At 74.8% G+C, this 24,254-nt stretch carries 17 protein-coding genes and 1 tRNA gene; 7 read left to right on the top strand and 11 right to left on the bottom strand.

Annotated features, from left to right (window positions below):
- Window positions 1-1,252 (bottom strand): DUF2786 domain-containing protein (locus ACIPXM_RS23580; RefSeq protein WP_401658483.1); only part of this gene is annotated, 1,252 nt, incomplete at its 3' end.
- 293 nt (window positions 1,253-1,545) lie between these two features.
- On the opposite strand from ACIPXM_RS23580, the gene ACIPXM_RS23575 reads away from it, so the two are divergent.
- From ACIPXM_RS23575 to ACIPXM_RS23565, 3 genes are all read left to right on the top strand, one after another.
- A complete protein-coding gene (locus ACIPXM_RS23575; protein ID WP_401658480.1) occupies window positions 1,546-2,478 on the top strand; it encodes an ABC transporter ATP-binding protein in 933 nt (310 codons plus the stop codon).
- Window positions 2,472-4,631 carry an FtsX-like permease family protein gene (locus ACIPXM_RS23570; protein WP_401658477.1) on the top strand — a complete coding sequence of 720 codons (2,160 nt, stop codon included), beginning with the start codon at window positions 2,472-2,474 and terminating at the stop codon, window positions 4,629-4,631. Before ACIPXM_RS23575 ends, ACIPXM_RS23570 begins: the two co-directional genes overlap by 7 nt.
- 239 nt (window positions 4,632-4,870) lie before the next feature.
- The gene (locus ACIPXM_RS23565) at window positions 4,871-5,554 is read left to right on the top strand and encodes a hypothetical protein (protein WP_401658474.1); all 684 of its coding nucleotides are present in this window, start codon (window positions 4,871-4,873) and stop codon (window positions 5,552-5,554) included.
- A 170-nt stretch (window positions 5,555-5,724) separates the two neighbouring features.
- On the opposite strand, the gene ACIPXM_RS23560 is transcribed toward ACIPXM_RS23565, so the two are convergent.
- On the bottom strand, window positions 5,725-6,687 hold the full coding sequence (locus tag ACIPXM_RS23560) for an NADP-dependent oxidoreductase (protein WP_401658471.1): 963 nt from the start codon (window positions 6,685-6,687) through the stop codon (window positions 5,725-5,727).
- Between the two features lie 169 nt (window positions 6,688-6,856).
- On the opposite strand from ACIPXM_RS23560, the gene ACIPXM_RS23555 reads away from it, so the two are divergent.
- Together ACIPXM_RS23555 and ACIPXM_RS23550 are read left to right on the top strand one after the other, a co-directional pair.
- Window positions 6,857-8,140 carry a LuxR C-terminal-related transcriptional regulator gene (locus ACIPXM_RS23555; RefSeq protein ID WP_401658468.1) on the top strand — a complete coding sequence of 428 codons (1,284 nt, stop codon included), beginning with the start codon at window positions 6,857-6,859 and terminating at the stop codon, window positions 8,138-8,140.
- A 93-nt stretch (window positions 8,141-8,233) separates the two neighbouring features.
- Entirely contained in the window at window positions 8,234-9,964 is a 1,731-nt protein-coding gene (locus ACIPXM_RS23550; protein ID WP_401658466.1) for a bifunctional 3'-5' exonuclease/DNA polymerase, read from the top strand.
- 53 nt (window positions 9,965-10,017) lie between these two features.
- Here ACIPXM_RS23550 and ACIPXM_RS23545 read toward each other — a convergent pair whose 3' ends face one another.
- Window positions 10,018-11,337 carry a hypothetical protein gene (locus ACIPXM_RS23545; RefSeq protein ID WP_401658463.1) on the bottom strand — a complete coding sequence of 440 codons (1,320 nt, stop codon included), beginning with the start codon at window positions 11,335-11,337 and terminating at the stop codon, window positions 10,018-10,020.
- 101 nt (window positions 11,338-11,438) lie between these two features.
- Window positions 11,439-11,948: a SigE family RNA polymerase sigma factor gene (locus ACIPXM_RS23540; protein WP_401658460.1), complete on the bottom strand. Its 510-nt coding sequence runs from the start codon at window positions 11,946-11,948 to the stop codon at window positions 11,439-11,441.
- A gap of 144 nt (window positions 11,949-12,092) precedes the next feature.
- On the opposite strand from ACIPXM_RS23540, the gene ACIPXM_RS23535 reads away from it, so the two are divergent.
- Entirely contained in the window at window positions 12,093-12,482 is a 390-nt protein-coding gene (locus ACIPXM_RS23535; RefSeq protein WP_401658457.1) for a DUF6479 family protein, read from the top strand.
- Window positions 12,483-12,501: 19 nt separating this feature from the next.
- Window positions 12,502-13,221: an RNA polymerase subunit sigma-70 gene (locus tag ACIPXM_RS23530; protein WP_401658455.1), complete on the top strand. Its 720-nt coding sequence runs from the start codon at window positions 12,502-12,504 to the stop codon at window positions 13,219-13,221.
- Window positions 13,222-13,237: 16 nt separating this feature from the next.
- On the opposite strand, the gene ACIPXM_RS23525 is transcribed toward ACIPXM_RS23530, so the two are convergent.
- From ACIPXM_RS23525 to topA, 7 genes are all read right to left on the bottom strand, one after another.
- On the bottom strand, window positions 13,238-13,579 hold the full coding sequence (locus tag ACIPXM_RS23525; protein WP_401658452.1) for a VOC family protein: 342 nt from the start codon (window positions 13,577-13,579) through the stop codon (window positions 13,238-13,240).
- 109 nt (window positions 13,580-13,688) lie between these two features.
- The gene (locus ACIPXM_RS23520) at window positions 13,689-14,363 is read right to left on the bottom strand and encodes a pyridoxamine 5'-phosphate oxidase family protein (RefSeq protein ID WP_401658449.1); all 675 of its coding nucleotides are present in this window, start codon (window positions 14,361-14,363) and stop codon (window positions 13,689-13,691) included.
- A 120-nt stretch (window positions 14,364-14,483) separates the two neighbouring features.
- Window positions 14,484-14,557, bottom strand: a tRNA-Thr gene (locus tag ACIPXM_RS23515).
- 107 nt (window positions 14,558-14,664) lie between these two features.
- Window positions 14,665-16,209: an alpha/beta hydrolase gene (locus tag ACIPXM_RS23510; protein WP_401658447.1), complete on the bottom strand. Its 1,545-nt coding sequence runs from the start codon at window positions 16,207-16,209 to the stop codon at window positions 14,665-14,667.
- A 114-nt stretch (window positions 16,210-16,323) separates the two neighbouring features.
- Window positions 16,324-17,526: a DNA polymerase III subunit delta' gene (locus ACIPXM_RS23505; protein WP_401658444.1), complete on the bottom strand. Its 1,203-nt coding sequence runs from the start codon at window positions 17,524-17,526 to the stop codon at window positions 16,324-16,326.
- A gap of 183 nt (window positions 17,527-17,709) precedes the next feature.
- Window positions 17,710-21,108 (bottom strand): dTMP kinase, encoded by a 3,399-nt coding sequence (gene tmk, locus ACIPXM_RS23500; RefSeq protein WP_401658441.1) that lies wholly within the window; start codon window positions 21,106-21,108, stop codon window positions 17,710-17,712.
- 145 nt (window positions 21,109-21,253) lie between these two features.
- Entirely contained in the window at window positions 21,254-24,124 is a 2,871-nt protein-coding gene (gene topA, locus ACIPXM_RS23495; RefSeq protein ID WP_401658438.1) for a type I DNA topoisomerase, read from the bottom strand.
- Between the last annotated feature and the right edge of the window lie 130 nt (window positions 24,125-24,254).

Raw genomic sequence — 24,254 nt, 5'->3', positions numbered from 1 at the left:
CCCCCCCCCCCCCCCCCCCCCCCCCCCCCCCCCCCCCCCCCCCCCCCCCCCCCCCCCCCCCCCCCCCCCCCCCCCCCCCCCCCCCCCCCCCCCCCCGGCCCCGCCCCGACCCCAGCCCCGCCCGATCCGCCGCCGACACCCCGCCCCGCCACCCCGCCTCGTCCCACGCCGCCCGCACCCTCGTCGCCCGCGTCTCCGGAAACAGCTCATCCGTCCGCGCCCCCACCGCCACCTCCCGCGAAGCCAGCACCGGCAACAACGTCGGCTCCTCCGCCGCCACCCGCCGCGACGTCGCCGCCAGCCTCGCCCCCAACCGATTCGCGTACGCCAACAGGAACGACTGCCGGAACGACTTCGTACGCTTCCGTCCGCCCGCCCGCTGCTCCGCCTCCGCCCGCGTCATCGCCGCCGTCCCCTGCACCAGCAGCGACGTGTACAGCAGCTCCACCGGATCCAGGTCCGCCTCGAACCCGACGACGGTCGAGAAGCCGTACGCCTCGTTCCACACCGCCCGGCAGTGGTTCGCGGTCGCGACGGCGTCGAGCAGGATCGCCTTGGCCTGCTCGTACGGCGGGTCGACGCCGATCCGGATCGCGCCGGGCGTCTCGGGGGCGGGGGCGCCCGCCGCGAGCCCGGCCTCGTCGAGGCTGTGCCGGGCCATCAGCTCCTGCGCCTTGGCGGTGAGGGCCTCGGCCTCCTCCGGGTAGGTGGTGGCCTCGGCCTTGGCGAGCAGCGCCCGGATCCGGGCGAGGAGCTTGGGCTCTCCGGCGACGGCGGGCGGGAGGGCCTCGCCGGGGGCGGGTCCGACGGCGTCGAGCCGGGGGAGCCGGACGAGCAGCCGGTAGAGCTCCAGGACGGTGGTGGCGTACGAGAACCGGTCGCCGCCCCGCGTCCCGGCAGCGGCACCGGCACCGGCACCGGCACCGAGTTCGCCCTCGACAAGGTCGAGCTGCCCCTGCCACCGGTGCGGCAGCCGCTCGTACCGCCCGGTCTCGACCCGTACGAGACCGACGGTCAACCGCAGGTGCTCGTCGTCGAGTTCGCGCCGTACGACCCGGAACAGATCGGCGGGCTGCCAGCCGCGGGCCCACAGCGAGCGTACGAACTCCTCACCGCGCCGGGCGAGTTCGGCGTCGGCGGTGCGGTCTGCGGCGAGCAGGGAGGCGGCGGTGTCGAGCGCGTGGTCGTCGCCCTCGGCGGCGTACAGGGCGGCGAGGGCGCGCTCGACCGTGGCTCCGGGTCCGCCGCTCATGCGGTGTGCCCCTGTGACATCAATGTGCCTCCTTCCAAGATCACGCAAGCCGCGTCACGCTGGTCCCGGGCGGCCGGCCCACAACCGTCGTGGTCAGCACGTACACCCGTGGACCACCATTCTCAGGGGGAACCGATACCGCTCGTCACCGGAGCGTCCGGAGCTCTCGGCCCGCTGGTCGCGGAGCGCGCTCGGGGTGTTCGTGGCGGGGGTGCGGGGGTGGGGCTGGGCCTACCCCGGGGACGCCCGCTGGTGGTCGTGATCGGCGGCCCGGCGCCCGGTTGGCTTGAGGCATGCCCTCACTCCAGCGCCGACGCCGGCCCCAGCCGCGACCGACCACCCCCGCTCACCTCCCCACCCCCGCCCCCGTCCCCACCCCCACGCCCACATTCGGCCCCACACCCGCCGTACGGCTGCGCGCCCTGCACCGCCACCACCGGGGCGTCCGGGCCCTCGACGGCGTCGACCTCGACCTCCCGGCGGGTTCGTTCACGGCCGTGATGGGCCCGTCCGGCTCGGGGAAGACGACGCTGCTCCAGTGCGCGGCCGGGCTCGACCGCCCGACCTCGGGCAGTGCGGAGATCGCGGGGATCGCCCTCGGGGGCCTGAGCGAACGGCGGTTGACGCTGCTGCGCCGGGACCGGATCCGTTTCGTGTTCCAGTCCTTCAACCTGCTGCCGTCGCTGACCGCCGCCCAGAACGTGGCGCTCCCGCACCGGCTCGCGGGCCGCCGCCCGTCCCGTACGGCCGTGCGCGAGGCGCTCGCCCGGGTCGGCCTCGCGGACCGCGCGGACCACCGCCCGGGGGAGCTGTCCGGCGGACAGCAACAACGGGTGGCACTGGCCCGGGCGCTGCTCACGGTGCCGGGCACGAGGCCGGGCACGAGGCCGGGCGGCACCATGTCGACCGCCCCCGCGCCGGTCCTGTTCGCGGACGAGCCGACGGGCGCGCTCGACTCGACGACCGGCCGGGCCGTCCTGGACCTGCTCAGGGACCTCGTCGACCGGGACGGTCTGACGATCGTGATGGTCACGCACGACCCGGTGGCGGCGTCCCGTGCGGACCGTGTCGTCTTCCTGACGGACGGCCGGGTGCACGGCGAACTGACCGCGCCCACGCCGGAGACGGTCGCCGCCCGCATGGCGGGCCTCGGCGGAACCGCCCGTACCGCCTGTACCGCCCCTACCGCGCACGCGGCGAGCACGGCGGGCGGTGCGGCATGCTGACCGTCGTCCTCGCCGGACTGCGCACCCGTGGGGCCTCGCTCCTCGGCGGGTTCACGGCGCTCGCGCTCGGCGTGTGCCTGCTGACCGTGACGGGGCTCGGGCTGGCGGCGGTGCTGCGGGCGCCGGACCGGCCGCCGGTGCTGTTCGCCGACTCGGCCGTCGTCGTCCAGGGGCAGGACCGGCTGTCGCTGGAGGTGCGGCGCGGACCGGGGACGGGCGTGGCGAGCGCGCCGCTGGACCGTCCACAGCCTGTGGACGCCGAACTCCTGCGCGAACTGCGGGCCCGCTGGACGGTGACCGTCCCGCCGTCGCTCGACGGCCCGGGCGGACCGGTGGCGGTGGGGGTGGCAGGACCGGCGGACGAGGTACGGGCGGTCGTCGCCACCTTCACCGACGCGGCCCAGGCCGAGGCCGAACCGGCGGCCCCACCCCGCACCGCGACCTCACCCAGCACCGCGACCTCATCCAACACAGCGGCCTCGGCCCGCGTGCTCACCGGCCCCGACCGACGGGCCGTCGACCCGGACGCCACCGCCGACGCCCGCGCCCTGGTCTCGCTCACCGCGCTGCTGGGCACGGCGGGCGGGGTCACCGCCTTCGTGTCGGTCTTCGTGGTCGCGTCCACCTTCGCCTTCACGGTGGCGCTGCGCCGCCGCGAGTACGGACTGCTGCGCACCGCCGGGGCCACCCCGGGCCAGATCCGCCGGATGCTGCTCGGCGAGGCGGCGCTGCTCGGTGTGGTCGCGTCCGCGACGGGCTGCCTGCTCGGCGGCTGGGCGGCGCCGGTCCTGGGCCGGGTGCTGGTGGCGGGCGGGGTGGCCCCGTCCTGGCTCACCGTCCCGGCGGCCGGGTCGGGGGTGGGCGACTGGCCGTACCAGGTGGCCTTCTGGACCGGGCCGCTGGTCGCCCTGACCGGCGCGCTCGCCGCCTCCCGGCGGGCCGGCCGCACCGGCGCGGCCGCGGTGCTGCGGGACGCGGACGTCGACGCCGACGTGCTGCCGCGCGGCCGGGCGCTGTGGGGCGCGGGACTGCTGCTCGGCGGTCTTGGACTGCTCGTCTGGACGTACGCGACGGAGCCCGCCGAACTCCTCAAGCGGAAGACGTACGTCATGCTGCCGATGCCCCTGATCGCGGGCGCCGCGCTGCTCTCCCCGGCCCTGGTCAGGCCGCTGGCCCGGGCCCTGCGCCTGCCGGGCGCGATCGGCTCGCTGGTGCGGGCGAACACCTCGGCGGCCGTCCGCCGTACCGCCGCCGTGGCCGCCCCGGTCCTGGCGACGGTCGCGCTCACCGGCACGCTGCTCGGCTCGGCGTCGACGGTGGCGGCGGCCCGCGCGGAGGAGGCGCCTGGCACCGCCGGTACCGCCGTGACCTCGGTGTTCGTACGGGACGGTGCCGAGGCCCTGGTCAAGTACGAGGCGCACGCGGTCGCCGACCCGGCCCGCTGGGCGCAGGCGCCGACGGCGGCCCGGCTGCCGGTGGTGGCGGGGTCGCTGGGGGACCTGGACGACGGTTCGATCGTGGTGAACGAGGAGTTCGCGCAGCGCGGGATCGGCGACCGGGTGGACGTGTGGCTGGCGGACGGCAGCGGTCCGGTACGGCTGCGGGTGGCGGCGGTCCTGGCGCGGGGCGCGGGCGGCAACGGCCCGTTCGTGACCCCACGGAACGCACCGGGCGCGCCCCAGAAGGCCGAGGCCCCGGCCCCGCCGCACACAGCAGCCCCCACATCCCCCACATCCCCCGCATCTCCCGCACCCGCCACATCCCCCGCATCACTCGTGTCCCCCGCACGGCTCGGCCTGATCCTCGTCCTCGGGATCGCGCTCGCCTACACGGTGATCGGCCTGGCCAACACGCTGCTCATGGCGACCTCGGCCCGCGGCCCGGAACTCGCCGCCCTCCGCCTGGCGGGCGCCACCCGGGCGCAGATCCTGCGGACGGTCGCGGGCGAGTCGCTGCTCGCGGTGGGCATCGGCGCCGCCCTGGGCATCGCGGTCACAGCGGTGGGCATCGGCGGTCTGACGGCGGCGCTCGCGGCGCTCTCCGCGCCGCTGACACCGACCGTTCCGTGGTCGGGCCTGGCCCTGGCGACCGGGGTGTGCGCGGTGGTCGCGACGGCGGCGGCGCTGCTCCCCGCGTGGCGGTCGACACGCTGACGGGTGAGGGTGGGAATTCGGGACGGGACGAGGACAGGGGTCGGAGCCGGGTCCTCGTCCCGTCCCGCCTGCGCGGACCCGCGCCCCGGTGCGCCCGCGCACATGCGTGCCCCGGTCCCGTACCCGTACCCGGGCCCGCCCCGTACCCCGTACACCCGCCTCGTACGCCCCTCACCCCCACGAGTGGTCATATGCCAAAGGCACCTCCCACTCCCCCTCCGCGTCCCTAGCGTGCCGCCATGCACACCTCCACCGAGAACGCCGTCAGCACCAGCACAACTCCCACGCCCACGCCGGTGCTCCCGCTCCCACGCTTCAGCCCCACCCCCGCCTTCCGGCTCCTCGGCCTCCTCCCGCCGCCGCCCGACCGCACCCTCGTGCACGTCCTCCCGGCCGAACCGGGCGTCGACAGCGTGCTGCGGGTCAAACCGCCGTCCCCCGGCGGGCCGTTCGTGCTCGCGCTCGACGTACGGGGACGGCGGGACCCGGCGCGGGCCAGGGGGTGGGCGGGCAGTCTGGTGCGGTTGCGGGAGCGGTACGGGGTGCCCGCCGTGCTGCTCGTCGTGTGCGCGGACCGGGCGACCGCGAGCTGGTCGGCGGGGCCGTTCACGACGGGGCTCGGCTGCTGGCCCGCGCTGAGCCTGCGGCCGCTGGTGCTGGGGCCGTTGGAGATCCGGCCGGTGACGACCGCGCCCGCCGCGGCGGCCGACCTCGGGAACGCCACCTTCGCCGCCCTGGCGCACGCCGGGGGCTCCCGTTCGGCCACGGCCCTCGCCGTACTGTCGGAGGCGCTGCGGACGGCGGCGCCGGAGACCCGGGCGTACTGCGCGTCCCTGCTCGAAGCGGGCCTCGGCGACTCCTTGGCGGGCGCGACCTGGCGGCGGCTCACCGGACTGCGGCGGGCCGCCGGGGGCATCGTATGACGGCACCGGAACGGCGGGCACCGAACGACGACTCCCGAAGGACGACTCCCGGACGACGGCACCGGAACGGCGGATGGCCGGACGATACGGGCCCCCGCACCCGCACCCTCCGGCCACCCGGCCACCCGGCCACCCGGGACCCCAGGGCCCGGGACCCCGTGCTCACCCCGCTAGGGAACGAGCACCAACTTCCCCCGCACATGCCCGGCCTCGCTCAGCTCCTGTGCCCGCGCGGCCTCCTTCAGGGGCAGCACTTCCGCGATGTCGAGCCGCAGTCGCCCTTCGACGACCATGCGGGCCTGCTCGGCGAGCCAGCGGCGGGCGAGCTCCGGTTCCACCGTCACGCCGGTGAAGGTGACGCCGAGTTCGGCGGCCTCCGGGGCGTCCGCGATGCTGACGACGCGGGACCGCTCGCCGCCGGTCAGTTCGAGCGACACCTGGAGCGCGCCGCGCCCGGCCGCGTCGAAGACGGCGTCGACGCCCTGCGGGGCCGCCGCCCGCACCCGGTCGGCGAGGCCGTCGCCGTACGTCACGGGGTGCACGCCCAGTTCGCGCAGGAACGCGTGGTTGCGCTCGGAGGCGGTGCCGATCACGGTCAGCCCGTCCGCGACGGCGAGCTGGGCGGCCAGCGCGCCGACCGCGCCCGCCGCGCCGTGCAGGAGCAGGGTCTCGCCGGAGCGGGTGGCGAGCAGGTCGAGCACCCGGCGGGCGGTCTCGCCCGCGACGGCGAGTCCGGCCGCGGCCTCCCAGGAGAGGCCGGCGGGCTTGGGGACCAGGTAGGCGGCGTCGGCGAGGGCGTACTCGGCGTAGGCGCCGGACGTCACCCACCCGAACACCTCGTCGCCGACGGCGAGTTCCGCCGCCGTGTCAGCCCCCGGCCCCCCGTCCTGACTCTCCCCCGCCGGGCCCACCGCGTCGACCGTCCCGGCGAACTCGAGCCCCGGCACGGCCGGGAACGTCGTCGGGTAGAAGTCCTCCAGCCAGCCGTAACGGCGCTTCCAGTCCACCGGGTTGACCCCGGCCGCCGCCACCCGCACCCGCACCTGGCCGGGGCCGGGCTCCGGCAGCTCGGCCTCCGTGACGTGCCGCAGCACCTCGGGCCCGCCGAGCTCCTCGTACACGATCGCGTCCATGGTCTCTCCCCGTCCTCCTGGCTCCGTTCGCGGCGCCGGTCGTCCTCTGCTGGATCAAGCTTCCGCCGGGCACCCCCTCACCCCTGCCGTCCTTTCGGCCAGTCCCGCCTGACCGGAAGGACAGCCGGTCGACGCCCCGGCCCCGTACCCTCGACGTACCCTCGACGCCATGACCGTGGAACTGACCGCCACCGATGCCCTGTTGGCCGCCCATGACGTCATCCGACAGCCGCTGGGCGCGATCCTGCCCCGGCTGTCCCAGGTGCTCGACGGGCTGATCCCGCACCGCGCCGCCGCCGAACTGTCCACGCACTGCGCGCACTCGCCGTTCAAGCGGACCGGCGCGCCGGAGGCCGACGGCGAGCCGCCGGTCACCGCGGCCGAGCTGGCGCCGCTGCTCGCCGCGGGCGTGGCCGGGCGGCCGTGGCAGGGGCGGGCAGAGGTGGGCGGGGCGGAGCGTCCGGTGGTGGCGGTACGGAGCGACGCCACGCCCCGAGGATCGGTCCTGGTGCTCGTACGGGACGAGGGCGCGGCTCCGGCGGGCGAGCCCGAGCTGGCCCTGGCGCAGGTCCTGTGGGACCTGGTGACCAGTCACTTCGACCGGTTCGCCTCGGAGGCGCTGCCGGGCGCGCTGGCGCGTTCCCGGGCGGCGGCCGACACGCGCGCGCGGGTGACGGCCGAGCTGTCGAACGCGCACGCCGCCGCCCTGTCCGGGGTGCTCGGGGTGCTGCGCAGCCGGTCGCTCGACGACGCGACGGCCCGGGCGACGGCGACCGATCTCGCGGTCTCGGCGCTGATCGAGCTGCGGGCGGCGTCCCAGCGGGACCGGACGATCGCCGAGGAACCGGCCTTCGAGGCGTTCGCGCGGCTCGCGGACGTGCTGCGGCCGATGCTGCGGCACAGCACGGTCCGGCTCGAACTCGGCCCGCCCGAGGGCCCGGACGCCACCCGGGGACTGCCCGGCGACGTGGCGCACGGCGCCCGGGCGGTGGTGCGGGCGCTGCTCCTGGTGATCCTCGACCAGGAGCGGGTGTCGCGGGTGCACGTGGGCTGGTCGCTGACGGAGCACGAGCTGCGGGCGACGCTGCGGGACGACGGCCCGGGGCTGCTCGACGCCTGCCCGCTGGGGGCGGGCAGCGTGATCGACCGGCTCGAGGCGCTGGGTGGGCGGCTCGACCTGGACACGGTGCGCGGCTGGGGCACCACGCTGACGGCGACGATTCCGCTGGCGGTGCCGGAGTCGTCGGTCACGGCGCTCGATCCGCTGCGGGAGCTGGGCGAGCGGGAGGTGGAGGTGCTGACGCATCTGGCGCTCGGGCACCGCAACCGGCAGATCGCGCAGGAGCTGCACATCAGCGAGTCGACGGTGAAGTTCCATGTCGCGAAGATCCTGAACAAGCTGGGGGTGGGTTCGCGGGGCGAGGCGGCGGCCCTGTTCCACCGCGCCGCCTGACATCACCCTCCCTTCCCTGTTCTCAGGTCACACAGGGGGCCTCAAAAGGGGCATTCCGGCTGATTGTCAGTGGCGGGTGCCAGACTCGTACCTGTGAACGAGAGCGGTGGGCCGCGCGGGGGCGGCGGCCGGTGGGCGGTCGCGCCCGAGCCGGAGGGGGACGGGGCGCTGCTCGTGCCGCTCGGCGGCGACGGGCTGCCCGGGGGTCCGGTGCTGCGCGAGCCGGACCTGGTGGCGGCGGTCCGCGCCCGGCCCGAGGTCACCCGCTGGGTGTGGCGGTCGACGGCCGAGGTGTATCCGCGGCTGCTGGCGGCCGGGGTGCGGGTCGAGCGGTGCTACGACGTCGAGGACGCCGAGCTGTTGCTGATCGGCCACGAGGGGCGGCTCGGCGAGCCCCGGTCGGCCGCCGCGGCCTGGGCCAGGCTGCACGACCGGCCGGTGCCGCCGGACCCGCCGGTCCGCGCGGCCGAACCGGCCGCGCAGGACTCCCTGTTCGAGCCGTCGGCCGGGGGCCGGGCGACGGCGCTGCCCTTCGAGGCGCTGCTCGAGGTGTACGCGGAGCAGCAGCGGCGGCACGACCGGGCGGAGCATCCGGGGCGGATGCGGCTGCTGACGGCGGCCGAGTCGGCGGGGATGCTGGTCGCCACCGAGATGCACCGGGCGGGGCTGCCGTGGCGGGCCGATGTGCACCGGGAAGTGCTGCACGAGCTGCTCGGCGAGCGGTACGCGGGCGGCGGCGAGCCGCGGCGGCTCGCGGAGCTCGCGGAGGAGGTGTCGGCGGCGTTCGGGCGGCGGGTGCGGCCCGATCTGCCCGCCGACGTGGTGCGGGCGTTCGCGCAGGCCGGGATCCGGGTGCGGTCGACCCGCCGCTGGGAGCTGGAGGAGCTGGACCATCCGGCGGTCGCGCCGCTCGTCGCGTACAAGAAGCTGTACCGGATCTGGACCGCGCACGGCTGGTCGTGGCTGGGCGACTGGGTGCGGGACGGGCGGTTCCGGCCCGAGTATCTGCCGGGCGGCACGGTCACCGGGCGGTGGACCACGAACGGCGGTGGGGCGCTGCAGATCCCCAAGGTGATCCGGCAGGCGGTGGTCGCGGACGAGGGCTGGCGGCTGGTGGTCGCGGACGCCGACCAGATGGAGCCGCGGGTGCTGGCCGCGATCTCCCGCGACCCGGGTCTGATGGAGGTCGCGGGGCACCCCGACGACCTCTACACCCGGCTGTCCGACCGGGCGTTCTCCGGCGACCGGGACCACGCGAAGCTGGCGCTGCTCGGCGCGGTCTACGGGCAGACCAGCGGGGACGGCCTGAAGAACCTGGCGGCGCTGCGCCGCCGTTTCCCGCGCGCGGTGGCCTATGTGGACGACGCGGCGAAGGCGGGCGAGGAGGGCAGGCTCGTACGGACCTGGCTGGGCCGCACCAGCCCGCGGGCGGCGGGCGCCGACGAGGACGGCGAGGCGGGTCTGCCGCAGGCCGGGGGCGAGTCCACGGCGGGCGGCGACGACGGCTATGTCCCGGGGTACGCGTCGACCGACTCCCGGGCCCGCGGCCGGTTCACCCGTAACTTCGTGGTGCAGGGCAGCGCCGCCGAGTGGGCCCTGCTGATGCTGGCGGCGCTGCGCCGTGCGACCGCCGGGATGCGGGCCGAGCTGGTGTTCTTCCAGCACGACGAGGTGATCGTGCACTGTCCGGCGGAGGAGGCGGCGGCGGTCACCGAGGCGATCCGGGCGGCGGGTGACGAGGCCGGCCGGATCGCCTTCGGGGACACGCCGGTGCGGTTCCCGTTCACGACGGCGACGGTGGAGCGGTACTCCGACGCGAAGTGACCCCTCCGGTCGGCCGGAGGGGTCACTTCGCGGCTAGAGGGGTCGCTTCGCGGCTACGTGAAGGACATGGCCCGCCACTTCGGGCTGAGCGCGATGTCCTTGAGCTGCTCGGTGGTGAGCGCGGGCTCGGAGCGGGTGGCGGCCTGGTGCTGGGTGCCCGCGTTGAAGGCGGAGACGACGACGCGGAAGCCGTCGGGGCCCATGGTGTCGGCGGTCCACCACACCACCCCGGCGCCGCCCTTCTCGCCGTCGCGCTTCTGCGTCATCACCACGGTGCCGTCGGGCTGGGTCACGACGTCGGGGCTGGAGAAGAGGTCGCCGCGGACGTCGTCCATGTTGCCCTGGACGTTGATCTCGATCAGGCTGCGGCCCTTGCCGTCGTCGACGACGACGTACGCGTACCCGCGGTCGCCGCCCTTGGCGACGACCTTGAGGTTCCGGCCCTTGGGCAGCAGTTCGCGCACGGCGGCGTGGATGCGGGCTGCGGACGGGTCGGTGAACTTCGGCGCCCCGGGGACGTCGGCGGAGGCCGAGGACGAGGGCTTGCCGCCGGCGGGCAGCGGCACCGGCAGCTGGCCGAGCAGCGGGCCCCAGCCCGGCGCCGTGACCAGGGTCTTCAGCTGGGCCGGGCTGAACGGCGGGTTCGGCCGGCTGACCGCGGAGTCCTTCTCGGTGGGCGCGTTGTACTCGCTGACGTCGATGAGGAAGCCGTCGCGGGTGAGCAGCACGGCCCGCCAGTTCTTGGTGTCGACCCGGCGGTCGGGGTACTCGTACCCCTGGAAGATCATCAGCCGTCCGCCCCGCACCTGTTCGGTGGTGCAGTCGTCGTACGGGACGAGGACCTTGTCCGGGCAGGTGACGAGGGACTGGGCGTTGCTGTCGGGGCCGCGTTCGGCGCGGGAGAGGCCGACGGTGACGGCGGCCTTGCCCTTGCCGTCGTCGTAGACGGCGGAGATGCCGGAGCCGATGCCGCCGGAGTCGTCGATCTGCCAGGTTCCGGCGGGGGTGTTGGCCTTGAGGACGTCGGCCATGGCGGAGACGGAGATCATCGCGTCGGCGGGGTGCGGCACGGGCTTGGGCCCGGCGACGGAGGCTTCCCGGCCGGTGCGGTCGCCCGATCCGGTGCCGTCGCCCTGGCCGCCGAGGAGGGTGCCGCCGTAGGCGCCGCCCACGCCGATCAGGGCGAGGGCGAGGGCGCCGCCGATCACGCCGGTGCGGCGACGGGCGAGCCGGCGACGGCCGCGCACCAGGCCGCCGGTGGCGAGCTCGCGCGGGTCCTCGGCACCGAAGGTGTCGCCGGTGCTGCGGAGAACGGCGCTCAGTTCGTCCTCGAAGGGGTCCGGGGAAGGGGTGTGGCTGGCGTTCTGAGGCATGGCGAGGTCACCGTTCCGGTTCTGTGGATGAAGGTGAAGGTGCGCGGGGGGCGCGCCGAAGGGTGCGCCGGGGGGCGGCGGGGTCAGCAGGGTTGGCAGGGTCAGAGGGTGGCGAACTCGGCGATGCTGCCGCCGAGCCGTTTGCGCAGGGTGGCCAGGGCCCGGGTGCTGCGGGTGCGGACGGCGGCGGAGCTGGTGTTGAGGACGTCGGCGGTCTCCTCGACGCTGCGGTCCTCCCAGTAGCGCAGCACCACCACGGCGCGGTCCTTGGGGGCGAGTCCGGCGAGCGCGTCGAGCAGGGCGATCCGCAGGGCGGGGTCGGCGCCGTTCTCGGGGGCCCGGTCGGGCAGCTCGCCGAGGGGTCGCTCGGTGGCCGAGCGGCGCCTGCGGTGGCTGAGGAAGGTGCGGACGAGCACGGTCTGGGCGTAACCGGCCGGGTTGCCGACCCGGGCCATCCGTCCCCAGACGGCGTACATCCGGCCGAGGGTCTCCTGCACCAGGTCCTCGGCGAGGTGGATGTCGCCGCTGGTCAGCAGACAGGCCGAGCGGAACAGATGCCCTGATCGCGCCGAGGCGAACTCCAGGAACTCGTCCGCGCGGGACGTTCTCATGTCCCTCCCCTCCGTCGCTGTCACGAGTCCGCGTGCTTGCTACACCTCCATGACGCGGTGTGCCCGCCGAAATGTTTCACGTGAATCGGAACCCGTTCCTGCTCCGGATGACGTATTCATCACAAAACGGGGTAATCCTGGAGTATGAACACTTTCCTCGTGGACTCGGCCCCGGTCGCCACGGCGGCCGGTGTCTGGCAGTCCGGCCTGGCCCAGGTGCTGGGCGGACTGATCGTGGTCGCCCTGCTGATCGCGGCGTTCATGTTCGGCATCCGGGTCAAGAACAGGGAGCTGCCGCCCCCGGACCCGGAGACCCAGCCGCACCGCCCCGACACGGATCAGCTGCCGGGTGAGGTGTCGGAGTACCGCAAGCCCGCCGAGATGCCGCACACCGACGGCGCGCACCGGCTGATGCCGTACCAGCTGAAGGACGGCGGCGAGGCCGCCACCGACCCGCCGAGCGAGGAGAAGCGCAAGTGGGGCGGCATCTCCAGCGGCGGCTTCGGCAGCGGCGGCCCGGGACACGGCGACTAGGCGGGGGCGGACCGGACCGGTGGACGAGCGGCTGCGCCCGATCGCGCTCCGCCTCCTCGGTGAGGACGGGGCGGAAGGTCTTCCCCCGTCCCTCGACGGGGTTCCGGAGCTCGCGGCCGTGTGCCTCGACCGGTTGCGCGCCCGGGAGGCGGACCGGTCGGTGCTCCGTGACCCGGGGGACCCGTGGGACGGCTGGGAGTCGGGTCCCGAGGACGTGCTCGACGCGATGGCGCCGTCGGAACGGCTGGCCTTCGTGCTGCACGAGGAGTTCGCGGTGCCGTACGAGACGATCGCGCCGGTCGTCGGTCTGACCCCGGCGGGCACCCGCCAGCTGGTGGGGCGGGCGCGGCGGCGGATGGAGGGCACGGCGGAGCGCCCGGCGCCGGATCCGGAGCGGCAGCGCGCGGTGGTGTCGGCGTTCCTGACGGCCGCGCGGGCGGCGGACGGGGCGGCGCTGCTCGCGCTGCTCGACCCGGATGTGGTGCTGCGGGCCGACGCGACGGCGGTACGGAACGGGGCCGTGCCCGCGCACGGGGCGCGGGCGGTGGCGCACCGGGTCTCGGGGCGGCTGCGGGACGCGCGCCCGGCGGAGGTGGCGGGCGCGGCGGGCCTGGTGTGGGAGGCGGCGGACGGCGAGCCGAAGGCGGCGCTCCGGTTCACCGTCCTGGAGGACCGGGTGACGGCGGTCGACGCGCTGGCCGACCCGCCCCATCTGTCGCGGCTGCTCGCCGCCCCCTGAGCCCGCGCCTCCTCGGCTACCCGGCGGCGGACCGGATCCCGATCATGTTCCCGTCGGCGTCCTTCACGCTGGCGATCCGCATCCCGCCGCCGACGTCCTGGGCCTCCTGCACGGTGGTGGCCCCGGCGGCGAGCAGCCCGGCGAGGACGGCGTCGAGGTCGTCGACGTCCCAGAAGGGCACGGGCCCGGTGAGGCCCTTGTCGTGGCCGTAGGGGTCGAGCCCGAAGTGCTGTCCTTCGACGTCGAAGCCGACGTAGTACGGCTGGTCGATACTGGGCGCGGTGCCGAGGAGCGCGGCGAGCAGGAGCTTGCCCCGCCCCAGGTCCCGTACCGGAAAGATCACCGTGTTCATGGCCATGGCTGCTGCTCCTCACCGCACGACGGGTCGTCCTCCCCCGTCCCGACGGTGACCGCACCACCCGCCGGCCGCGACCGGTCACGGCGGTCGTTGCCCCGTACGGGCGACCTCAGCGCCCGAGCGCCTGCCCTTGGCGCTCGGTGAGGTGTGCGGGCGGCTCGATGCCGTCGGGCAGCACCGGGTCGGCCGCCAACTGCCCGAACCGGGTCTCGATGGGCAGCACCCCGGCCCACAGCCCGAGCTCGGCGTCCGGGCTCTCCCCGTCGTCGGGCGGCCCGGCACTGATCTTCACGGACGCCTCGGTCAGCTCCAGGGCGACGAGCGAGGTGGCCGCGAGCTCCTTCCGGCTGGGCTGCCGCACGTAGTCCCACTGCCCGGGCGCCGACTGCTCACTGAGCGCCCGCAGCCCCCGCAGCTTCTCGTCGGGATCGGTGACCAGCCGCGGCACCCCGTAGATCATCACGCTCCGGTAGTTCACGCTGTGCTCGAACACGGACCGCGCGAGCACCAGCGCGTCGACCTGCGTCACGTTCACACACACCACGGCCCCGGGCGCCTGCACCAGACTCCGGCTGGCCACCGACCCGTGCAGATAGATCAGCTCGCCCTCGACCCCGTACACGGTCGGCACGACCATCGGCGCCCCGTCCACGACCACCCCGAGATGACACAGAAACCCGCCCGCGAGCACGGCGTGCAGATCCTCCCGCCGATGACTCCCCTTCTCCTTCCCCCGCCGCAACCGCGTCCGCTCGGTCACCGAAAGCCCGCCGTCCCCACCCATGACCACTCCTCCAGCCCTTCACCGTCCCCCGGCGAACACCGGGGACCACCAGGGAACATCAAGGAGATCGGAAAACACAGAACCCCAGCTCGGACGAGGTCCGAGCTGGGGTTTCAAGTGAGCCGCCTTCGGGATTCGAACCCGAGACCTACGCATTACGAGTGCGTTGCTCTGGCCAGCTGAGCTAAGGCGGCATGCCGTGCGAACCCATGGTGGGTGCAGCAGCGTCGCCAAGTCTACACAGTTCCCAGGAGTGCTCCGGACCACGGGCGCGGGGGTCCGGAGCAGGGGGTGGGTGGGGCTATGAGCAGCGCTTTCCGTTCGGGGGTGGGGTGCCGTCGAGGAGGTAGGTGTTGATCGCCGTGTCGACGCAGTCGCTGCCTCGGCCGTAGGCGGTGTGGCCGTCGCCCTCGTAGGTGAGGAGGGTGCCGGAGGAGAGCTGGCCGGCGAGGCCCTGGGCCCAGCGGTAGGGGGTGGCGGGGTCGCGGGTGGTGCCGACGACGACGATCGGGGCGGCGCCCTCGGCGGTGATGCGGTGCGGGTGGCCGGTGGCCGGGGTGGGCCAGTAGGTGCAGTTCAGGGCGGCCCAGGCGAGGTTGCGGCCGAAGACCGGGGATTCCTTCTCGAAGGCCGGCACCGCCTTCTCGACGTCCGGCGCGCCGCCGGGGAACGCGGGCGGCAGGTCGAGGCAGTTCACGGCCGCGTTGGCCGACATCAGATTGGTGTACGTGCCGTCCGGCTCCCGCTCGTAGTAGCTGTCGGCCAGCGCGAGCAGCGCCGAGCCCTCGCCGTCGATGGCCCGGGTCAGGGCCTCCCGGAGCTGGGGCCAGGCGGACTCGTCGTACATCGCGGCGATCACCCCGGTGGTGGCGAGGGATTCGCCGAGGGTGCGGGTCTCGCCGGTGGGGACGGGCTTGGCGTCGGTCTCGCGGAAGAAGCGCTTCAGGTTGTCGAGGGCGTCCGGGACCGACCGGGTGCCGAGCGGGCAGTCGGGCTTCCTGACGCAGTCGGCGGCGAAGGCGTTGATCGCGGTCTCGAAGCCCGCGGTCTGCCCGCGGTTCAGCTCCTCCGCCGTCAGCGACGGGTCCACCGCCCCGTCGAGGACCAGCCGCCCGACCCGGTCCGGGAACAGCTCGGCGTACGTGGCGCCGAGGAAGGTCCCGTACGAGGCACCCACGTAGGTCAGCTTCGGATCACCGAGCACCGCCCGCACGATGTCCATGTCCCGCGCCGACTCCACCGTCGACACATGCGGCAGGACCGTGCCCGAGTGCTGCTCGCAGGCCGCCGCGAAACCCTTGTAGGCGGCACTGAGCGCGGTCTGCTCGGCCGGGCTGTCCGGGGTGACGTCGACCTGCGTGTACGCGTCCATCCGCGGCCCGGTCAGGCACTCCACCGGAGCGCTGCGGGCCACCCCGCGCGGGTCGACGCCCACGATGTCGTACCGCGCGCGGACCGCGGCCGGGTAGCCGATCCCCGCGTACCCCTGGAGGTAGCCGACGGCGGAGCCGCCGGGGCCGCCGGGGTTCACCAGGAGCGAGCCGAGCCGCTTGCCGGGGCCCGTGGCCTTCACCCGCGAGACGGCCAGCTTCACCTCGGGGCCGCCGGGCTTCGCGTAGTCGAGCGGGACGAGCACCGTGCCGCACTGGAACTTCGGCACACCGCAGTCCCGCCAGGCCACCTTCTGCCCGTAGAACTTCCCCAGGGCCGCGGTCGACGCCGCCGACGACGACGGGCCGACCGGCGCGGGCGAGGCCGCGTCACTGCCGCCTGAGCAGCCGGAGAGGACGAGCCCGGCCGCCGTGAGGGCCGTGGCCGAGATACGGAACAGACGCCTGGAGTACATACCCGGAGCGTATCCGGACCGACACGTTGCGTGTCCAGTCCGCTGCCCGGCCTGTGGAAAACTCCGCCCGGCACGGACCCGGACCCGGACCCCGCGCCCGCCGCGCGGCCCGGCTCAGTCGCGCAGCGCCATCGTCATCGCCTCCACCGCGAGCAGCGGCGCCACGTTCCGGTCGAGCGCCTCCCGGCAGGCCAGGATCGCCTCGATCCGGCGCAGCGTGCGCTCCGGCGCGGTGTCCCGGGCGATCTGCTCCAGGGAGTCGCGGACGTCCTCGTTGGCGAGCGCGCTCGCCGCCCGCAGCTGCAGCGCGAGGACGTCACGGTAGAAGCCGGTGAGGTCGGACAGGGCGAGGTCCAGGCTGTCGCGCTGGGTCCTGGTCCTGCGGCGCTTCTGGCGCTCCTCCAGCTCCTTCATCGCCCCGGCCGTGCCGCGCGGCATCCGGCCGCCCTGGGCCGCTCCGAGGGCCGCCTTCAGCTCCTCGGTCTCCTTGACGTCGACCTCCTCGGCCACCTGCTTGGCGTCCTCGCCGGCCGCGTCGATCAGCTCCTGGGCCGCCCGCAGGCCGCCGCCCACGTCACCGACCCGCAGCGGCAGCTTCAGGACCACCGCGCGGCGGGCCCGGGCCCGCTCGTCGGTCGCCAGCCGCCTGGCCCGGTCGATGTGGCCCTGGGTGGCCCGCGCCGCCGCGTGCGCCGCGCCCGGCTCGATGCCGTCCCGGCGGATCAGCAGATCGGCGACGGCGTCCACCGAAGGAGTGGTCAGGGTGAGGTGCCGGCAGCGGGACCTGATCGTCGGGAGCACGTCCTCGAGGGACGGCGCGCACAGCAGCCACACCGTGCGCGGCGCGGGCTCCTCGACCGCCTTCAGGAGCACGTTGGCCGCGCCCTCGGTGAGCCGGTCGGCGTCCTCCAGGACGATCACCTGCCAGCGGCCGACGGCCGGGGACAGCTGGGCCCGGCGCACCAGGTCGCGGGTCTCCTTCACGCCGATGGAGAGCAGGTCCGTGCGGACCACCTCCACGTCCGCGTGGGTGCCGACCAGAGCGGTGTGGCAGCCGTCGCAGAAGCCGCAGCCGGGTGCCCCGCCGAGCGCCCGGTCCGGGCTCACGCACTGCAGCGCCGCCGCGAACGCCCGCGCCGCCGTGTCCCGGCCCGCCCCCGGCGGCCCGGTGAACAGCCAGGCGTGCGTCATCTTCGACGCCTCGGGAGCGGGCTCGCCCGCGGCCTGCGCGGTCACGAGGGCGTCGGCGTCGCGCGCGGCCGCGGCCAGCTGCTCCTCGACCCGCGGCTGGCCCACCAGGTCGTCCCATACGGCCATGTCTGCTGCCCCTCCTCAGGTACGCCCTCCATTGTGGGGCACCCCACCGACAGCGCCCCACCGACGGCACCCGGCCCGACGGACCCGGGCCGCAAGCGGAGCGGGGGCCGGGCCATCAGGCCCAGCCCCCGCTCCGTCCCGCTCCGTCCCGCTCCGTCCCGCTCCGTCCCGCTCCGGCGAACCTCAGCGGCCGCCGCCGGTACCGCCGCGCCGCCCCTCGCCGTTCTCCTCCTCGAACGAACCCAGCAGCTCGTCCGCGAGCGTCGGCAGATCGTCGAGCGGGGTCTCCTCCGCCCAGTCCGAGCGGCGCTTCGGCCGTCCCTGCGCGTCCAGCTGCGGCAGCTCACGGGTCCGGTCGTTCGCCCCGGCGGGCCCCTCCTCGCGGAAGAAGTCCTGCGGCACCCGGTCGGCCGGGTCCTTCTCCCGTACGGCGTCCCGCGCGGCGGACGCCGTCACGGCGGGCAGCACGGCCGTCTCCTCGACGTCCTCGACCGGCTTGGCCTTGGCCTTGCCCGTACCCCTGGCCGAGTCCTTGGACCCGGCACCGGCACCCTCGGCGCTCCCCGCCGTGATCCGCGGGATCACCGTGGTCGCGTCGTCGTCCAGCCGCACGACCGGCGTCGGGACGGTGACCTCGTTGGGGGACACAGCCGGGGAAGCGCCCGAGGACGCCCCCGGGGACACGACCGGCGTCTCCACCGTGGCGTCGTGCGGAGCCACGATCGGCGTCTCCACCGTGACCTCGTTCGCGGACTCCTCCAGGGACCGCCGCGCCGCGGCCTCGCGCTCGGCCGCGGCCCGTGCCGCCGCCTCCGCCCTGGCCTCCGCGGCCTTCTCGACCGCCTTCGCCTCCGCCGCCCGGCGCTGGGCGTCGGCGGCCGCGCGGGCGACCTCGGCCTGCTCCTCGGCGGCCCTGAGCGCGGCGGCCTCGGCCGCCTTGCGGGCGGCTTCCTCCGCCGCCTTCGCCGCGGCGGCCTCCGCGAGGCGGCGCGCCTCCTCGGCGCGGATCAGCGCCTCCTCGGCCTTGCGCTGCTTCTCCCGGCGCCGCTCCTCGGCCTCGGCCCGCAGCCGGGCCTCCTCCTCGGCCTCCTTGCGGCGGCGTTCCTCCTCCTCGAGGCGGGTCTTCTCCTCGGCCTCGCGGCGCTTGCGCTCCTCCTCGGCGGCGATCCGGGCCTCCTCGGCGCGCTGCCGGGCCTCCTCCGCCTGCCGTTCGGCCTCGACGCGGCGGGCCTCTTCCTCCTCGGCCTTGCGCCGCGCCTCCTCCTCGGCGCGCAGCTTCGCGAGCTGCTCCTGGCGCTCGCGCTCCAGGCGCTCCTCCTCGGCCTTGCGGGCGGCTTCCTCCTCCGCCTTGCGCCGGGCCTCCTCCTCGGCCTTGAGCCGGGCCTCCTCCTGGGCCTTCACCTCGGCCGCGGAGAGCGGGAGCATCCGGTCGAGCCGGTGCCGTACCACCGTGGTGACGGCGGCGGGCTCCTGACCGGCGTCGACGACCAGGTAGCGGCCCGGGTCACCGGCGGCGAGGGCGAGGAATCCGGCCCGTACGCGCGCGTGGAACTCGGGCGGCTCCGACTCCAGCCGGTCCGGGGCCTCGGTGAAGCGCTCGCGGGCGGTCTCCGGGGAGACGTCGAGGAGCACGGTGAGGTGCGGTACGAGGCCACCTGTGGCGAAGCGGCTGATGCGGGCGATCTCGGTCGGCGACAGGTCGCGGCCCGCGCCCTGGTAGGCGACGGACGAGTCGACGTAGCGGTCGGAGATGACCACGGCGCCCCGCTCCAGGGCGGGCTTGACCAGGGAGTCGACGTGTTCGGCGCGGTCGGCCGCGTACAGCAGCGCCTCGGCGCGGTTGGACAGGCCCGCGCTGGAGACGTCGAGCAGGATCGAGCGGAGCCGCTTGCCGATCGGGGTCGCGCCGGGCTCGCGGGTGACGACGACCTCGTGGCCCTTGGCCCTGATCCACTCGGCGAGCGCCTCGACCTGGGTGGACTTCCCGGCTCCGTCGCCGCCCTCCAGGGCGATGAAGAAGCCGGTCGGGGACGGCGCCTGGGCCGGGTCGGCGCCGCGCAGCGCGTCGCGCAGGTCGCGGCGCAGCGGCACGCCCGCGCGGTCGTCGGTCCTGGCGAGGACGAGCGCGGCGACGGGCAGCAGCAGCGCGCCGATCAGCATCAGGGTAAAGGCGGCGCCGCCGTGGGCGAAGACGAAGCTGCCGGAGGCGAGCCGGTGCGGGCCGATCGCGGCGGCGAGCAGCGGTGCGCCGAGCGCGCCGATGCCGAGGCCGACGCGGACGACGGCCTGCAGGTGCTCGGTGATCCGGGGCCTGCGGGCCTCCTCGGTCTCCTGGTCGACGAGGCTGTGGCCGGTGCGGGCGGCGACTCCGGCGGCGTATCCGGCGAGCGCGGCGAGCGCGAGCACGGTCGCGGTGTCGGGCACCAGGCCCATGGCGAGCAGCGCGATGCCTGTGACGGCGAGCGCGAGGGCGAGCAGCCGACGGCGGGAGAGCGCGGTGAGGACGGATCCGGCGGTGCGGATGCCGAGGGCGGTGGCGCCGCTGAGCGCGAGGATCAGCAGGGCGTACGTGACGGGCCCGCCGCCCAGGTCGTAGGCGTGCAGCACGGCGACCGAGGCGGCCGCGGCGATGGCGCCGGCCACGGTGGCGCAGGCGAGCACGAGCAGCCCGAGCGCACCGGTCCTGCCCTTCTCGGGACCGGGGCCGGAGCCGGGGCCGGAGCCGTCGGTTCCGGTGCCGCCGCCGGTCACGGCGGTCGCGGCGGTCGGCCGGCGCAGGCCCTCAAGGGGCGAGCGCGGACGCGGGGTCTGGCCGCCGGGCAGCTCGATGGCGATCAGGACGGAGACGGACGCGGCGAAGAGTCCGGCGGCGACGTACGAGCCGAGCGCGGCCTGGTGCTCGGAGAACCAGTCGATGCCGCTGCCGAGCAGATTGCCGAGCAGGGTCGCGAGCAGCAGGACGGTGGCGGCGGCGGGCACCGAGAGGAACGAGGTGCGCAGGTTCAGGGTGCGCAGCGCGCCGAGGTGGTCGGGGAGCGGCCGGACGGCGGCGCCCTCGATCGGCGGGGCGGGCAGCAGTGCGGGGGCCGCGCCGTCCTTGGCGATGGTCCACAGGCGTTCGGCGGCTCCGGTGAGGAAGACGGTGCCGAGCAGGTACCAGAGCGCGTTGTCGGGGGTCCAGTCGATCCACAGCGGGGCGATGACGAGCAGCGCGAGCCGTACGCCGTCGGCGCCGATCATCGTCCAGCGGCGGTCGAGCGGACCGCCGGGCGCGGTCAGCGCGGTGAGCGGGCCGAGCAGGACGGCGCCGAAGAGCACGGCGGCGATCAGCCGGGCGCCGACGACCGCGGCGACGGCGAACGCCGCGCCCCGGTATCCGCCGCCGAGGGCGCCGCTGGTGAACGCGGCCTGGAGGCCGAGGAGGGTCAGGACGAGCAGCGCGAGCGCGTCGCCCGTGCCGCCGACGACCTGGGCGCTCCACAGTCTGCGCAGCGGCTGATGGCGCAAAAGCGCCCGTACCGCCCGCTCACGGGAATCGGCGACGAGTGCGGCGTCGGTGTCTGGCTGCTCTGATCGCGTCATCCGTCCACCCTATCCGGACGGCCTTGCTCCCTGAGGCCGTCGCCCGAACAAAGAAGCGGGGAGTACGGGCCTTCCGGCCCGCGCTCCCCGCCCGCTCCTGATGGCGTCGCCCACTCCTGGTTGGCGTCGCTCAGGAGTCGAAACCTCACTCCGGCTTGGCGGCCGCCGTCTTCTTCGCAGCCGTCTTCTTGGCGGCCGTGGCGGTGGCGGTCTTCTTCGCCGCCGTGGCGGTGGCCGTCTTCTTCGCCGCCGTCTTCTTGGTGGCGGTGGCGGTCTTCTTGGCCGGTGCCTTCTTCGCGGGCGCCTTCTTCGCGGGCGCCTTCTTCGCGGGCGCCTTCTTGGCCGTCTTCTTCGCGGGGCCCTTGGCCCGCTTCTCGGCGAGCAGCTCGTAGCCGCGCTCCGGCGTGATCGTCTCGACGCTGTCGCCGGTGCGCAGGGTCGCGTTGGTCTCGCCGTCGGTCACGTACGGGCCGAAGCGGCCGTCCTTGACGACCACGGGCTTCTCGCTGACGGGGTCGGTGCCGAGCTCCTTCAGGGGCGGCTTGGCGGCGGCCCGGCCACGCTGCTTGGGCTGGGCGTAGATCGCCAGGGCCTCGTCCAGCGTGATCGTGAAGAGCTGCTCCTCCGCGGTGAGCGAGCGCGAGTCCGTGCCCTTCTTCAGGTACGGGCCGTAGCGGCCGTTCTGCGCGGTGATCTCGACGCCCTCGGCGTCGGCGCCGACGACGCGCGGCAGCGACATCAGCTTGAGCGCCTCGTCGAGGGTGACGGTGTCGATCGACATCGTCTTGAAGAGCGAGGCGGTGCGCGGCTTGACCGCGTTCTTGCCGGTCTTCGGGGTGTCCTCGGGCAGGATCTCGGTCACGTACGGGCCGTAGCGGCCGTCCTTGGCGACGATCTGGTTGCCGCTGACCGGGTCGGTGCCCAGCTCGAAGTCGCCGCTCGGCTTGGCGAGCAGCTCCTCCGCGTGCTCGACGGTCAGCTCGTCGGGCGCGAGGTCCTCGGGAACGTCGGCCCGCTGGTGGCCTTCCTGGTCCTTCTCGCCGCGCTCGACGTACGGGCCGTAGCGGCCGACGCGGAGCACGATGTCGTTGCCGACGGGGAAGGAGGAGATCTCCCGGGCGTCGATCGCGCCGAGGTCGGTGACGAGCTCCTTCAGACCGCCGAGGTGGTCGCCGTCGCCGTTGCCGGCGTCGGCCGCGCCGCCCGCGGCGGCGGAGCCGCCCTCACCGAAGTAGAAACGCTTCAGCCACGGCACCGCCTGGGCCTCGCCGCGCGCGATGCGGTCGAGGTCGTCCTCCATCTTGGCGGTGAAGTCGTAGTCGACGAGCCGTCCGAAGTGCTTCTCCAGGAGGTTGACCACGGCGAAGGACAGGAAGGACGGCACCAGGGCCGTGCCCTTCTTGAAGACGTAGCCGCGGTCGAGGATGGTGCCGATGATCGAGGCGTACGTCGACGGGCGGCCGATCTCGCGCTCTTCCAGCTCCTTGACCAGGGTGGCCTCGGTGTAGCGGGCGGGCGGCTTGGTGGCGTGGCCGTCGGCGGTGATCTCGTCGGCGGTCAGCGCGTCGCCCTCGGCGACCTGCGGCAGCCGCTTCTCGCGGTCGTCGAGCTCCGCGTTCGGGTCGTCGGCGCCTTCCACGTACGCCTTCATGAAGCCGTGGAAGGTGATCGTCTTGCCGGACGCGGTGAACTCGGCGTCGCGGCCGTCGGCGGCGGTGCCGCCGATCCGGACGGTGACGGAGTTGCCGGTCGCGTCCTTCATCTGGGAGGCGACGGTCCGCTTCCAGATCAGCTCGTAGAGGCGGAACTGGTCGCCGGTCAGACCGGTCTCGGCCGGGGTGCGGAAACGATCACCCGAAGGCCGGATCGCCTCGTGCGCCTCCTGCGCGTTCTTGACCTTGCCCGCGTAGACGCGCGGCTTCTCCGGCAGGTAGTCGGCGCCGTAGAGCTGCGTGACCTGCGCCCGGGCGGCCGTGACGGCCGTCTCGGACAGCACGGTGGAGTCCGTACGCATGTAGGTGATGAAGCCGTTCTCGTACAGCTTCTGCGCCACCTGCATGGTCGCCTTCGCACCGAAGCCGAGCTTGCGGCTGGCCTCCTGCTGGAGGGTGGTGGTGCGGAAGGGGGCGTACGGGGAGCGGCGGTACGGCTTCGACTCGACCGAGCGGACGGCGAAGCGGGTCTCGGCGAGGGCGGCGGCCAGGGCGCGCGCGTTCGTCTCGTCGAGGTGGAGCACGTTCTGGCCCTTGAGCTGGCCGTCGGCGCCGAAGTCACGGCCCTGCGCGACGCGCTTGCCGTCGACCGAGGCGAGCCGGGCGACCAGGGTGGCGGGGTCCGAGGGGTCACCGGTGCGGCCGGTGCCGAAGGTGCCGGTGAGGTCCCAGTACTCGGCGGAGCGGAACGCGATGCGCTCGCGCTCGCGCTCGACGACGAGCCGGGTGGCGACGGACTGGACGCGGCCGGCGGACAGGCCGCGCATGACCTTCTTCCACAGGACCGGCGAGACCTCGTAGCCGTAGAGGCGGTCGAGGATGCGGCGGGTCTCCTGGGCGTCGACCATGCGCTTGTTGAGCTCGCGCGGGTTGGCGACGGCCTGCTGGATGGCGTCCTTGGTGATCTCGTGGAAGACCATCCGGTGCACCGGCACCTTGGGCTTCAGGACTTCCTGGAGGTGCCACGCGATGGCCTCGCCCTCGCGGTCCTCATCGGTGGCGAGGAAGAGTTCGTCGGACTCGGCGAGGAGCTCCTTGAGCTTCCTGACCTGGGCCTTCTTGTCGGCGTTGACGACATAGATGGGCGCGAAGTCGTGGTCGACGTCGACGCCGAGGCGGCGCACCTCGCCGGTGTACTTCTCGGGCACCTCGGCGGCGCCGCTGGGGAGGTCGCGGATGTGCCCGACGCTCGCCTCGACGACGTAGCCGGGGCCGAGGTAGCCCTTGATCGTCTTCGCCTTGGCAGGCGACTCGACGATGACGAGTCGGCGGCCGCCCTGTGCGGTCTCGCTGGTCGGGGACAACTTCGCTCTTCTCTCCGGTCGACGCTCTTCGGCACCTGCTGCGTGCTGCGGGGTACTGCCCCCTACGCGGTGCCGCGTAGGGACCTGCGCTTGGCACGCACGGCAGCGACACGCACGGTGACGCTGTCGT

The organism is Streptomyces sp. NPDC090025 (assembly GCF_044748125.1).
Lineage (GTDB): Bacteria > Actinomycetota > Actinomycetes > Streptomycetales > Streptomycetaceae > Streptomyces.
Note: the sequence above shows the minus strand (reverse complement) of the source record. Positions and strands in the feature narration are given on the sequence as shown.